We start from the raw sequence: 14,198 nt of genomic DNA on the forward strand, positions 1-14,198 counted from the left end.
TTATTTTTTTTGTGAATTATTGCATCTAAAATATCTCTTTTGTTGGTGTAATATAGGGTAATATTGCGTTACATTTATGTATTTTTAGATAATATAGATTACGATGGTTGTGATGGATTATTTGTTTGTGTATTTGTCATTTTTAGGGGGTTAATTTTTATTGTTGTGTTTTGATTTTTGTTTTGTTGGTGTTTTATGGCGACCTATTGCAAATGTTTATTTTTATCGGATAAGCTGGATTTTCAATATAAATTGAATATACTCCATTTAGGTGTTTAGGTATGAAAATAACTTCATTAAACTATGTAATTTCATAGTTATATGGCAATAAAAACTAAGATAATAAATTATATATTTTAGGAGTCATCAAGATGAAACTAAATAAAGTCTTATTAGTTACTTCAGCTATTACTATGTCCTTATTTGTCGGTGCTGCAAATGCCGATGTCACTGATGGTAAAGAAACCGGAACTATTCATTTTAAGGGGCAATTTGTTGATTCTACTTGCTCGATCGAAACAAATAATGAAAATTCTAATGAAGGAACTGTACAATTAGGTACGTGGCTTGTTAGCAATCTGCAAAATGCAAATGAGACAACAACACCAACAAAATTTGTGATCGCATTGAATGGCTGCCCTGATGTCATTAAAAAAGCCAAAATCACTTTCTCTGGTACAGCTAACGCAACAAACCCTAGCTTATATAAAACGACAACAGATGTAGGCGCTGGAATTGGTATTACCCATAATGAGAGTGATACAGCGTATATTACTCCTGGTGAGCCAGCGGGTGAAATTGAACTTACTGGTGCAAGTAATAGTGGAGAAAAAGCGTACTACGCGCGTTATGTCACAACAGAGGCCGCTAAAGCGGGCGCAGCTAACGCAGATGTTACTGTCACTATTTCCTATAACCAATAATGCAAGATGAATAGCCATTATTAATGTGGGAGATTGTTCCCACATTAATTTAACCATGTCGAATAAGCATTAACGGAGTTAGGTTGGTTTTCCGCTAACCATTGAGTAAATTTACTCCGTATTTATAGGATATGTTATGTTTAAAATAGTAATATCAGCGGTTGTTGCATTTTTTTTGATGATGACGCAAGCATATGCAAGTGTTGTTCTTGGTGGTACCCGCGTTATTTATGATGCAAACAGCAAAGAAGCTTCAATTTCTGTACGCAATAATGACAAACGCCCTTACTTGATCCAATCATGGATTGATAACTTTGAGGGACAAAATCAAGCCAAATTACCTTTTGTAATAACACCACCATTATTTCGTATCGAACCAGAATCAACTAACTCTTTGCGGATTGTCTATACAGGCAAAGATCTTCCCGAAGATAGAGAGTCTATTTTTTGGCTAAATGTAAAATCCATTCCCCCAACGGATCCAAAAGCAAAAAATAACTTAACTATTTCAATTAACAATAGAATTAAATTAATTTATCGCCCTAAATCTTTATTTAACTCAGACGCCGAAAACGCCTATAAAAAAGTCACATTTGAAAGAAATGGCAATATGTTAGTGGGCAAAAATCCAACACCTTATTATGTGTCTTTCAGTGATTTGCAGGTAGGAAATAAGTCTATCAATGAACCCGCGATGCTTCCTCCTATGGGTGAACAATCATGGAATATTTCCGGTGCACAAGGTAATAAAGTTATGTGGAAGGCAGTGTCTGATGCGGGCGCTATTACCGATAGCCAAGAGCAAACACTAAAATAATAAAAACCATATCAGGTATGGAATTTTGCCACTATGCTAATTTTTAGAGAAAAAGCGTTAATACAACAAAATTTAGTGTCCATATTTGAATTTAGAAAGATGAATCCTCATTTGTTTGGCAAATTTATCGCGAGCTTAACAATACCGGTGAGTGTGGTATTTGTCTCGGGAGCTTTTGCTGATGACTACTTCAGCCCGCATTCATTAACCCCTGTTAATGGACAAGATGTTGCTGAATTACAAAGCTTAGAGCAATTCTCGACACCGGGTGGGCAGAAGGCAGGGGAATATCATGTCGATATCATACTAAATGGGCTGAAAGTCGGCTCTGAATCCCTTATGTTTATTAATAATGGGGAAAATCACAAACTCGTCCCTGTTTTAACTAAAAGTGAACTAGAAAATTGGGGGGTGGATGTAAAACATATCGCTAGTTTTGATAAATTATCAGATGATCAGCCCATTGATGATATTTCTCATTATATACCAGATGCTTATACACGGCTTCAATTAACCCAGCAGAAGCTGATGATATCTGTTCCGCAAATAGCGATGAGCAAAAAAGCGTCAGGTACGGTTGATCCTAGCTTATGGAATGATGGTATTCCTGCACTGGTACTGAGCTATTTCTATCGAGGCTCTAATACATGGTATAAATCCTCCAGTGCGGACAGCTCTTCCCATTATGTTAATTTACGTAGTGGGCTAAATATTGGTCCTTGGCGTTTAAAAAATTATTCGACCTATTCTTATCAGGATAATCGAAGCCAATGGCAAAATATCGAAACCTATCTTGAACGTGGTATTAATTCAATAAAATCCCAATTAACGATTGGGGATACCTCAACACCGAGTGATATATTTGATGGTTTTCAATTTCGCGGGATAAAACTGGCCTCTGATGAATCAATGATCCCCAGCTCATTGCGTGGTTTTGCGCCGATAATTAGGGGAATAGCACAAAGCAATGCTGAAGTGACCATCAAACAAAATGACTACATTATTTACCAATCCTATGTATCACCAGGCCCATTTGAAATTAATGACCTTTACTCAACGGGAACCAGTGGCGACTTAACCGTGACAGTCAAAGAAGCGGATGGCAGTGAACGCTCGTTTGTTGTTCCCTTTTCCTCTCTCGCGATTATGCAACGTGAAGGGCAATTTAAATATTCGGTAACTGGGGGGAAATTTAAACAAAATAGTAGTAGCAAAGAACCTAATTTTGCGCAAATGACGGCTATTTATGGTTTACCAAAAGGGGTCACAGCTTACGGTGGTGGACTGTTTTCAGACGATTATCAATCATACGCAGCGGGTTTGGGGTTAAATTTAGGCTATGTAGGCGCGTTATCAGCAGATGTTACTCAAGCAAAAACAAAATTTTCACAATTTAATCATCAACGAAAAACGGGGCAGTCATACCGTTTTCAATATACTAAAAATATGTTGTCGACAGGTACAACATTAACTTTTGCGGGTTACCGTTATTCAACTGAGGGTTTTTATACTTTCTCAGAGGCCAATTCAAACAATTATAATGACCGCCTGTATAACAAAAAAAATCGTTATCAAGCCATGATTAACCAAAGTTTAGGGGACTATGGCAATATTTATGCCTCTGCTTACCAGCAGGATTTTTGGAATCAACGAGGGCAAGAGCGTACGGTAAATACAGGCTATAGCAATAGCCACAAAGGTTATTTATACACATTTAACTATAGTTACTCGGATTTTGCAGGCAATAACAAAGCTGATCATCAATTTGTCTTTTCCTTAAGTATACCTCTTAGTGGATCTGCTTTTGGTGATAGCATGCTAAATATGTCTATGAGTAGTAATAACCATGGCGATAGCAATTATATGGCCGGTTTAAGCGGCTCATTGTTAGAAGATAAGAACCTAAACTATTCCGTTCAGCAGTCGTATGGTAATCGTAACCAGCGAGCCCAAGGTAATGCATCATTATCCTATAAAAGTGGTTATGGGATAGCGAATGCCGGTTATAGTTATGACCGATTTTCACAGCGCGCTAATTACGGTTTAAATGGCGCCATTGTTGTACATTCTGACGGCGTAACATTATCACAACCTATTTATGACTCGTTCGCTATTGTTAAAGCGCCAGGAGCAGAAGGCGTTAAAATTCAAAATAAAACAGGGATTCGTACCGATAGTCGTGGCTATGCGATCGTCCCTTATTTAAATGCCTACGCACAGAATGAAATTTCATTAGATACAACCTCATTACCGGATAATGTTGACCTACAAAAAAATTCAGCCACGCTAATACCGACAAAAGGTGCGGCTATGCTAGCAGAGTTTAAAACTTACACAGGATATCGGATTTTATTCAATGTTTCCTATCATGCTAGAGCGATTCCTTTTGGTTCAGTTGGGCAATTAGTTTCGGATCACCCTGAAATCAGTAGCAGTGGCATTGTTGGCGATAATGGCGATATTTATCTAAGTGGCATGCCAGAAAAAGGGAAAATCCATATTAAATGGGGGAATCATTCTAACGAGCAATGTACAGCACATTACCAATTGAATGATAAAGAAAAGCAAATGCCAGTCGCATCATTACAGATAATATGTGAATAAAGGGAAACTAATGCATAGATTAATTTCAAAAACACCATTTATCCTGTTTGTGCTGGGATTGCTATTTAGCTGCATGAATATGGCTGGGGCCTCAGATATAAGTCCAGACATCGACATACCAGATTCTAAATTATCTTTTGGTACTGCGGAAGCTGAAATGGCATCAGGAGAAATAATCGGTGAAGGGTGGCAAATCTACTCAGGAATAGCCTGTGACAGTAATCTAAATAATCCTAATGAGAGAGAAAACTTCGAATATTTTATGATACGTGATGGCTCTTCACGAGAGACTGGGCTAACGATAAATTATGATGGCGTGTCATTTCCTGTTTATGCGAGTACTGTTAAAGGAATTGGTTATGCATGGGGGTTTAGGGAAGAAGGCCAACGGAAATGGCAACCCCTCTTACATGGTACTAATGGCCTTAAATATGAAATACATAAGCCGAGCCCTAGATTAAATCTTGAAATTGCTTATGCGCGGGTGAGAGTTGACGGTATTCCCCCTCTTGGAAAGACAAACATTACTCGAGATGCTCGAGCATTTATCCAATGTTATAAAATGGATAACAAAAATATCATTTACTATGGTTATGTCAGTAATGGTTATACTGATTTGACATCAACAGCCTCTACTTGCGAGATTGATACGAGACGATTAAATGTTGACTTGGGTGAACATGACCTTAACGAAGTTAATAAATTATCTACGGGATCACATTTTGGATCAGCGGAAGAAAATGTTGATATGAGATGTAATGCGGGTATTCGGGTGTATGTTTCTATTGGCGAATATGGACGAACCCCGAGTATAGGCCGAGATGTCATTGAGTTAACTGATAATTCTAATTCTCCCGGTTATGGCGTGCAGGTTTTTCATGGGGATGACCCTACGCCATTAAAAATTGGTGGGGACAGCAATGTGATTGGTAAATACCATCGATTTTTATTTCGTTCCGAACAAGGAAATAAGCTTTATAGCGTCCCCTTTATTTTTAAATATATAAAAACAGCTTATACCGTCAAACCTAGTTCTGGAAATGCGGCATTAACAATGACGTTTGTCTATGATTAAGGACCTGATGTCATGAAACAGCGCGATAAATTGATACGTTATTTTCTGACCATGTCGCTGCTTTCCTGCATGGTCAATCATGCCACGGCAATGGTGAATATTCATTATAAAGGGAGTATTAAATACTCCACTTGTGGCATTAAAACACAGAATATCAATGTTGATTTGGGCACATGGTTAACGAAAAGCCAAAATGGTTTTGGCAGTGCACAAAATACCCAATCAGATTGGGTTGAATTTACACTTGAGTTTGAGTGCCCTGACTCAATGAGTCTATTGAATGGCCAATTTCAAGGTGCTTCAGAGTCCAGTGGAAAATATTTATCTCTCGATAAAGGTAATGGTTATTCGACAGGAGCAGCGATTGAAATACAAAGTTATGAAAATGCGTCTCATCGCTGGGTCAATCGAAATATCAATACGCTTTATAACTTCATGAAAAATGAAGCGGTTAATAAAGGTAATACGTCGTTAAAGGTTAGGGCGCGTTATGTTCAAACCAATACTAAGCTTACACAAGGTAAGGCTAATGCGTCGGTTACCTTTGTCGTACAGGCAAATTAATATGGCGATAAAAAAAATACTCGGTATTGCGTTGGTCGGTTTGTTGGGACTGACACTCAATCAAGCGTATGGATATCACACGCTAGTGAATATTACAGGTTCAGTCAAAGCAGCCACCTGTGATCTTACCTCAAAGGAAAGTGAAGATATTAAATTAGGGGATATTTATCTCAGTTCAACAGGATTTGGTGGCAATATTGGCTCTACCAGTGAAAAAAAAGATTGGTCGATTACGTTGAAATGCCCAAGTGATATTCCGGTGATTTTTATACCTGAGGGGAATAGCTATTTAGGGCATTCAAGTGTACTTGCTCTCAACGCAGAAAGCGGCAGTGCGACGGGCGTAGGTATAGAGACTGAATATTTTACAGAAAGTGGTAACTGGAAAGTATTAGAGCTAAACAAACGAAATGAAATCATCAAAACGGTTAAGAAGGATGGTGATATTGCGATTTTAATGCGTGGCTATTATAAGCAAATGGAAGAGAAAGTGACCTCAGGTAGCGCGAATGCATCGATGACAATCGACATTGTTTATCAATAACCATGTATTTGATGATGACGATTCAAACCAAGATAAAGTTTGTGACGCTTATCTTGGTTTTTGTTTTTGGGGTTCACTACAATCATTTGCTGTCGTAATGCGACTGTCAATAGTCGTTATTATTAAGGTTACTTAAAGTAAGTGTAAAAAAATAATACAAAAAAGAGTAAAGGTCAGAGTATTTATAAGTACAATTCCATATAACTAACGCATTGATATTATTCTATTTTTTCAATCCTACCACTTTATGTTTATTTTTTGATGTTGATCAAAAAATAAAAGTCATTTATAACAATGAATTATAGAGTTCTAAAGTATTTTTTAGAGCATCGTAAATTTACATTTAGAAAAATTTACATAAACTCATCATCATTTCTATCCTATATACTCACTTTACTTGTTACTCATAATGTGGGTTACAAGATTTAATAATATTGATTCTTTTTTTTACTCAAAATGCTTTTGAAATTTATCAATTAAGCTTTAGGAGAGTATTGTCTGATGCGCCCTATTAATTCATTGATAAATGACTAATAGAGTTACATTTACTGATAAGAGTATAAAGGTATATTCATGAAAACATTATCAACGAAAAAAATGATTATGGCTGTTATTGCTTCCGCATTTGCATTTTCAGCTACTGCTACAGCAGCAGAACAAAATGGCACAATTTCATTTAAAGGGCTTATTTATAATGCGACTTGTACCATTAACTTAAACGATAGTTATTCACCGAATGCTGAAGTCAAAATGGGACGTTTTGCAACGAGTGAATTTAGTGATGAAGGTGATGAAGTTGGTGGTACCGGTGGTGATGGTAAATTAAAAGTTGAATTAGTTGATTGCCCAGACCAAGGAACCGTTTCTATTAATTTGACGGGTAATGCAAATCGCTATGATGACACTATTTTAGAATTAGATAATAAAGGTAGTACTAATGTAGCAAAAAATATTGGTATCCGTATTTATCGTGAAGATCAGCCATCTAGAGCTTTAAAAGTCAATGGTAGTAAAAGTGAAGATATTAAAGTGAATGGTTCTAGTTCTGAATGGCGTGGAACTTTCATCGCAAAATATGTTAGTACGGATGATACAGTAGAAGCAGGCCAAGCTAACGCAACATTAAATTATAAAATTACTTATAAATAATTTGCTAACGCAGATTATTAATTATGAATTATTAATCTGCGTTAACTTTTCTATCATGGGGCCTATGTTTATGAAGAAAATAATTTCTGCATTATCGCTATTCTGTGTTTCTATTTCATCAAGCTATGCTGGGTTTGGTTTAGAAACTACTCGTGTGATTTATCATGAAAAAGATAAAAGTGAAGGCGTTGTTGCATTTAATACGGATAAAAATCGGAATTACTTACTTCAATCTTGGGTAGAAGATAAAAAGGGTAATGTAACACAAGATTTCGCGGTAACACCACCATTAGTAAAATTAAGAGCTGAACAAAAAAATACGATTCAGCTAATGAAAGTGTCGACATTACCAAGCGATAAGGAATCATTATATTGGCTTAATGTTAAATTTGTCGCGCCTAGCAGTGAAGATCTAGAACACGTTTTACGTTATTCAATGACAAATAAAATAAAATTAATTTATCGTCCCACAGCATTATCAGATAAAAAAGTAGAAGAGTCAGTAAATGAACTGGCTTGGTCTAAAGCGGCATCAGGTATAAAAGTCAACAACCCGACACCTTTTTATATCAATATAGCGAAACTTAAGGTGAATGGTAAAGAAGTTGAAGCACCAAGTTATTTAGAACCTCGTTCTGAAACGACTATAAATATTCCTAAATTAGGTGCAGGTATGCATACAATTTCTCTGAACTATATTAATGATTATGGTAAAGGGTTAGATAGCAGTTATACGATAAAATAATAATCTCAAAAAGCTGAGTAAAGGCCTATGAATCGTTTTTTTTATAAAAAATATCCATGCTCGCCTATTGTTATGGCTGTTTTATTTGCATCATATTCATTAGATATGCGTGCTGCTGATTACTATCCACCTAGCTTATTAAATATAGCAGGAATGGGAACACAGCTCACGAATGAAGACTTGGATGTTTTCAGAGAAAATGATATTTCACCAGGGAAATATCATGTGAAGTTTTTTATTAATAATAATTTAGTTTTTACTAAAGATATCAATTTTGTCATGATGTCTACCGCGAATGGCGGTGAACAGCTAACGCCTTGCTTTAGTTTTTCTGAGTGGGAAAGTTTTGGTATTGATTTCCAGCCACAGATAAAAGATGAGCAGCAATGTTTTAATATTAATGATATTGAATATGTTAGCCATTATCTTGATTTAAATACCAAAGTTTTTTCATTAACTGTTCCTCAGTTAATGATTAATAAACAGCGTATCAAACAAATAGAAGAAGAACAGTGGGATAATGGTATCCCAGCGATATTCGTTAATTATTCATTTTCAGCATTTAACACTTATGAAAATGGCAAAGTTGATGATAATTATTACGGTAATATCCAAAGTAAAGTCAATATAGGTGCGTGGCGTTATCGTAATTATTCAACTTGGTCAAACAATGAGAGAGAAAAAAATAAGTGGAATAGCATCAGTAACACGCTATCAAGAAATATTAATACAATTAAAAGTGAGCTAACACTAGGGAATTTATATACAAACTCACAGCTCTTTGACTCCTTTAAATTTAAAGGGGTTAAGTTAGCGACTGACAGACAAATGGAGTCATACGATTTAACGAATTATGCTCCGAGTGTGAATGGTATTGCCAACTCTGAATCAGTGGTAACCATTGTTCAAAATGGACAGGTTATCTATAAGAAAAGTGTACCAGCAGGACCTTTTGAAATTACTGATTATTACCCAATGAGTAATGGTGGTAATTTGTATGTTACAGTGCAAGAGGCGAGTGGTAACGAAGTGAATTTTATTGTTCCTTTTTCTTCCATTGCGTTTTTAGAAAGAAAAGGAAAGTTAAAATACAGTTTCTCTAGTGGTCAGTATGACGGTAATAACAAAGGTGATGGTCGTTATATTAATGAAGCTGAAGTTTATTATGGGCTGACAGATTTTGTCACAGTTTTTAGTGGCGTATTGTATTCTAAACATTATCAATCTTACGCAATTGGTACGGGTTTTAACTTAGGAAATGTCGGTGCAATTACGACTGATATGGTGCATTCTCGCGCTAATGTTGAAAATAAAACGACATTAAGTGGAAATGCGTTTAGAGTTAATTACTCAAAACGCATTGAAATGACCAATACCAGTTTATCATTGGCCGGTTTTCGTCACTTTGATAACAATTTCTTAAATATTGATGATGCATTCTCTTATGAGAATAAAGACCATGGCAGTTATGATAAATTGAAAAATGAATATACTGCATCATTGTCTCAGCCAATTTTGGGAAGTGCTAGCTCTATCAACTTAAACACTGTTGTTTATGAATATGCCAGTGGTAATAAACAACAGTCTTATAATGCGGGTTTTAACAGCAATATAGATAAGGTGCATTATAGTGTCTATTACACTTACTCAAAAGGTAGGCAGTTCCAAAATGATAATAAAAGCTCATATAACCTGAGTTTAAATATCAGTGTGCCATTTGATGTATTTGATAATACTGTGTATGTCAATTATGGGATCTCAACAGATGATCAGCATAGGACATCACAAACGGCACGATTAAATGGAAGCTACGGTGAATCATATCGTGGTACTTGGGATATTTATCAAAGTTACAGTAATAAAGGTGTTGGATATTCAGGTGGATTAAGCAGTTCTTATCGCTCTCCTTATGCGGTGGTGAATGCTGGATATGCTTACAACGATAATAACAAAAACTTTAACTATGGTATTAGCGGATCATTAGTTGGTACGCAATATGGCATGGTGCTAGCCCCGTCAATGCAAGATACGAGTGCGTTGATCTTGACGAAAGATGCCGCTGGGGTTGGTGTCATTAATGGACATTCTGTAGAAACTAACTCATCTGGTTTGGCGGTTGTGCCAGGTATTGCTCCGTATCGTAAAAATACATTAGCGATTGATACGAAAACAATTCCTGAGGATACCGAAATTGAGAATAATATTATTAATAATGTTATTCCGACAAAAGGCGCATTAATACTCGCGGATTTTGAAGCGAAGAAAGGCTACAAGTTATTATTTAAGCTACAGCTTCCAATGAATAAAGAATTACCTGTTGGAGCGAAAGCGGTGACAGAAGACGATGCGACTCATTTAGTTTCTAATTTTAATACGCTGTATTTAGTCGCGGATAAACCGAAAGGCCAAATTAAGGTTAATTGGACAAATGATGGCGTTAATGAATCCTGTACTGTGAATTATAACATCGAAAAGGCTATACCAACGAATGGGCTTTATATGCTTAATTCAGAGTGCCGTTAAAAGGAGCACTAGCAATGAAAAAACAAATACATTTAGGTCGTGTTTTGGTACTGAGCTTAATTTTAATGCTCGTTGGTATAAATAAAAGTTTTTCTGCTCAGGACTGTCTCCCCGGCGGGGATGGACAAGATCATTCAGCAATGCGTGCCACGATTGATATTAAATTGAGTGGCGTGATCAAAAAACATGATGAACTTGGGCGCTACACCTTCGAACGTGAGAGTGGGCGTGGTGGTATTGCTCAGTGCGGGCCTGATTCACAAGTTTATGGTTACGCAACGTATGGTGAAGGTAGCGGTATTTATGCTCGATACTATGGGGATATTGACGGTCGACCTGCTTATCATGTTCACGCGGGTGGACCTGCAAATATTGTTTATGTGTTGATTGATAATAGAACCGGACTCCCTTTTCGTAATCGTCCAGGGCAAGAGTTACCCGTACCTGAAGGGTCATTAATGCCACTTGATGCGACAGTTATTTTCTATGCCGCAAAAGATAATCCAACACCGACTACCTTTACTAACTCAGTGATTGGTTCAGTGTTAATTAAACGTTTTGAGTCAGGTGGTGGGTCAACGAAAGTCGGTTTCACTTATCGATTAAAAGGTAAGGTCGAAAGTGCACCCACATCTTGTTCTGCTCAAAATACCGATTTGACGTTTACATTGCCTCGTTTACCCATAACCGCATTTTCGTCAATAGGCTTTCCTTCTCAGTCATCCGCTGTTGAAGAGAATATCAAAATCGTTTGTACGGGAAATGTTTCAGCTAAGATCAAATTGATAGCTAATAAAACCGAAAGTTATGATGGCAAAGATGCGGTTATTAAGATTGATAATGAAGGGCAGGGGAGTAATGCAAGTGGGATTGGTTACGTGGTGAAATCACCATTAAGTAATGATAATGTTTTGGTTAATCAAACGTTCGTTAAATTAGCGGATTTAGAGAAAGGGGAAACGATGGTTCCTCTGAAGGCGGAATATTATCGTTATAGCCATTCGATAAAAGCGGGGAAAGCGGAAGCAACGGCACAATTTGTTTTGCAGTTTGACTAAGCTAATTTGACCACGATGAAAAAGCATAACCCCCAGTGAGTTTCTCATCGCTGGGGGTTAAAGAGATTAAGCGACTTGTACCGGAACGGCTTTAGCTATGCGGCTCATGACGTTATCGCCGTCAAAATAAGCAACTTTCGGTTTATGTTGGCGCGCATCTTCATCGCTAATACTCACATAAGAGCAGATGATCAGCCTATCACCAACCGCAGCGCGGCGAGCAGCTGCGCCATTGACCGAGATAATTTTAGAGCCTCTTTCCCCAGCGATCGCGTAAGTCGAAAAGCGCTCGCCGTTATCAACATTATAGATATCGATAGCTTCGTATTCGAGGATCCCTGCTGCATCCATAAAGTCTTGATCAATCGCACATGATCCTTCGTAGTGAAGGTCGGCTTGTGTTACTTTGACTCGGTGTAACTTACCTTGTAGCATTTTTCTAAACATAATTGTTATCTGCCATCTTAATATTTATGCTGTGTTTGCTTATTTTTTTAAGCTGAAACAGCGGGTAGGTCAACCTGTAAATTATCAATGAGCCGAGTTTGACCTAACCATGCCGCCATTAAAATCACCGCTTTTTTGCTTCTCGCATTGAGTGCGGCGAGTGTCTCTGCATCACGGATAAACAGTTCATCAGGCGTGAAACCTGCTTGCCGTAGTAAATCTTCAGTCTCTTGAAGCAATGTATCAACGGTTTCTGGAGCTGCACTGAGCTTATCTGCCGTTTGTCTCATGATATTGTACAATTGAGGGGCTATTTTTAGCTCTTCAGCGGAAAGGTTATTATTGCGCGAACTGAGTGCCAGGCCATTTTTGGCCCTAACGGTAGGGACAGAGACAATTTGTATATCAAATGAAAGGTCATGTACCATTTTGCGAATCAGTTGTAGTTGTTGATAATCTTTTTCGCCAAAAAACGCTAAATCAGGTTGGACTAAGTTGAAGAGCTTGGTCACGACGGTGGAAACACCACGGAAATGCCCCGGACGGCTAGCACCTTCCAATATTGATGATAATTCAGGTACTTCAACAAAGGTCTGTTGATCCATTCCTTCTGGGTAAAAATCTTTCACTGACGGTGCAAAAACAAGATTGATGTCACGACGTTTCAGTTTCTCACAATCCTCTTGCAGAGTGCGAGGATAGTTGGCTAAATCAGACTGACGATCAAACTGCATGGGATTAACAAAAATACTAACAATAACAATATCGGCTTGTTGTTTTGCCTCATCAATTAAAGTCAGATGCCCATCATGCAGGTTTCCCATGGTTGGTACAAGAGCAATACGTTTACCATCTAGCTTCCAGCGGCGGATTTCACGGCGGAGGATTGGCGACGTTTCGACGATCAGCATGTGTGCATTCCTTATTATTGAGCCATAATGACATTATTCAAACGAGTGAGCTTCACTTGGGTAGATCCCCGCTTCAACTTCTTGAATATATAACCTGATAGCATCTTGCATATTGCCTGCTTGGGCAAGAAAGTTTTTGGCAAATTTAGGTGGGCGAGCTGTGATGCCTAATGCATCATGCATGACGAGAATTTGCCCATCAGTACCACTTCCTGCACCAATGCCAATCACGGGAAGCAGAAGCTCTTCAGTGATGCTGCTCGCAAGTGATGTAGGAACACATTCAAGGACCAAAAGCTGAATGCCTGCATTTTCTAAGGCGATGGCATCTTTCATTAATTGGTTAGCGGTGACCTCATCTCTCCCTTGGACTTTATAACCACCAAGTACATTAACGGCTTGTGGTGTGAGTCCTAAGTGTCCACAAACAGGTACAGAACGTTCACATAGCATCTTGACGGTATCACAAAGCCAACTGCCACCTTCAATTTTTACCATGTTAGCCCCTGCTTGCATTAAAACAGCCGCATTTGCACAGGCTTGCTCTGGTGTTGCATAGCTCATGAATGGCATATCTGCGATGATAAATGCGTCAGGAGCACCTTTGCGTACACAGCGAGTATGGTAAGCAATTTGTTCAACAGTAACGGGAAGCGTGCTTGTTTCGCCTTGAACGGTCATGCCCAGAGAGTCACCGACAAGCATGACTTGGATCCCTTGCTCTGCAAATAACTGCGCAAAGCTGGCATCATAGGCCGTGATGGTTGCGAATTTGTGTTTGTCTTTTTTGAACTGACCCAGAGTAGCCAGAGAAATGGGTTTCATTATAATAACCTCC

The 14,198-nt window shown here is 37.9% G+C and carries 13 protein-coding genes; 10 read left to right on the plus strand and 3 right to left on the minus strand.

Going from position 1 to position 14,198, the window contains the following annotated elements; translation table 11 throughout:
* The first annotated feature begins 371 nt into the window (after positions 1–371).
* The 10 genes from P2E05_RS05365 to P2E05_RS05410 all read left to right on the plus strand — a co-directional run bounded on the left by P2E05_RS05365 (position 372) and on the right by P2E05_RS05410 (position 12,002).
* A complete protein-coding gene (locus tag P2E05_RS05365) occupies positions 372–923 on the plus strand; it encodes a fimbrial protein (protein ID WP_154624220.1) in 552 nt (183 codons plus the stop codon).
* 136 nt (positions 924–1,059) lie between these two features.
* A complete protein-coding gene (locus P2E05_RS05370) occupies positions 1,060–1,740 on the plus strand; it encodes a fimbrial biogenesis chaperone (RefSeq protein WP_154624219.1) in 681 nt (226 codons plus the stop codon).
* A 33-nt stretch (positions 1,741–1,773) separates the two neighbouring features.
* A complete protein-coding gene (locus P2E05_RS05375) occupies positions 1,774–4,344 on the plus strand; it encodes a fimbria/pilus outer membrane usher protein (protein ID WP_154624218.1) in 2,571 nt (856 codons plus the stop codon).
* Between the two features lie 10 nt (positions 4,345–4,354).
* On the plus strand, positions 4,355–5,419 hold the full coding sequence (locus P2E05_RS05380; protein ID WP_272578110.1) for a fimbrial protein: 1,065 nt from the start codon (positions 4,355–4,357) through the stop codon (positions 5,417–5,419).
* A 12-nt stretch (positions 5,420–5,431) separates the two neighbouring features.
* Positions 5,432–5,983, plus strand: coding sequence for a fimbrial protein (locus tag P2E05_RS05385; RefSeq protein ID WP_154624216.1), 552 nt, complete (start codon positions 5,432–5,434; stop codon positions 5,981–5,983).
* A gap of 1 nt (position 5,984) precedes the next feature.
* Positions 5,985–6,527, plus strand: a complete 543-nt coding sequence (locus tag P2E05_RS05390; protein WP_154624215.1) for a fimbrial protein — start codon at positions 5,985–5,987, stop codon at positions 6,525–6,527.
* A 573-nt stretch (positions 6,528–7,100) separates the two neighbouring features.
* Complete coding sequence (locus tag P2E05_RS05395) at positions 7,101–7,676, plus strand: fimbrial protein (RefSeq protein ID WP_154635637.1); 576 nt, start codon at positions 7,101–7,103, stop codon at positions 7,674–7,676.
* Between the two features lie 70 nt (positions 7,677–7,746).
* Complete coding sequence (locus tag P2E05_RS05400; protein ID WP_230086010.1) at positions 7,747–8,421, plus strand: fimbrial biogenesis chaperone; 675 nt, start codon at positions 7,747–7,749, stop codon at positions 8,419–8,421.
* A gap of 27 nt (positions 8,422–8,448) precedes the next feature.
* Positions 8,449–10,944: a fimbria/pilus outer membrane usher protein gene (locus tag P2E05_RS05405; RefSeq protein WP_272578113.1), complete on the plus strand. Its 2,496-nt coding sequence runs from the start codon at positions 8,449–8,451 to the stop codon at positions 10,942–10,944.
* Between the two features lie 14 nt (positions 10,945–10,958).
* Positions 10,959–12,002 (plus strand): fimbrial protein, encoded by a 1,044-nt coding sequence (locus tag P2E05_RS05410; RefSeq protein ID WP_154622208.1) that lies wholly within the window; start codon positions 10,959–10,961, stop codon positions 12,000–12,002.
* A 66-nt stretch (positions 12,003–12,068) separates the two neighbouring features.
* Here the strand turns inward: P2E05_RS05410 and panD are convergent, their stop codons facing one another.
* From panD to panB, 3 genes are read right to left on the minus strand one after another with little or no spacing between them, the layout of a single operon-like run.
* Entirely contained in the window at positions 12,069–12,449 is a 381-nt protein-coding gene (gene panD / locus P2E05_RS05415; RefSeq protein WP_154622207.1) for an aspartate 1-decarboxylase, read from the minus strand.
* Positions 12,450–12,496: 47 nt separating this feature from the next.
* A complete protein-coding gene (gene panC / locus P2E05_RS05420) occupies positions 12,497–13,360 on the minus strand; it encodes a pantoate--beta-alanine ligase (protein WP_154622206.1) in 864 nt (287 codons plus the stop codon).
* Between the two features lie 33 nt (positions 13,361–13,393).
* The gene (gene panB, locus P2E05_RS05425) at positions 13,394–14,185 is read right to left on the minus strand and encodes a 3-methyl-2-oxobutanoate hydroxymethyltransferase (protein WP_154622205.1); all 792 of its coding nucleotides are present in this window, start codon (positions 14,183–14,185) and stop codon (positions 13,394–13,396) included.
* Positions 14,186–14,198: the final 13 nt, after the last annotated feature.

Source organism: Providencia stuartii (assembly GCF_029277985.1).
Taxonomy (GTDB): domain Bacteria; phylum Pseudomonadota; class Gammaproteobacteria; order Enterobacterales; family Enterobacteriaceae; genus Providencia; species Providencia zhejiangensis.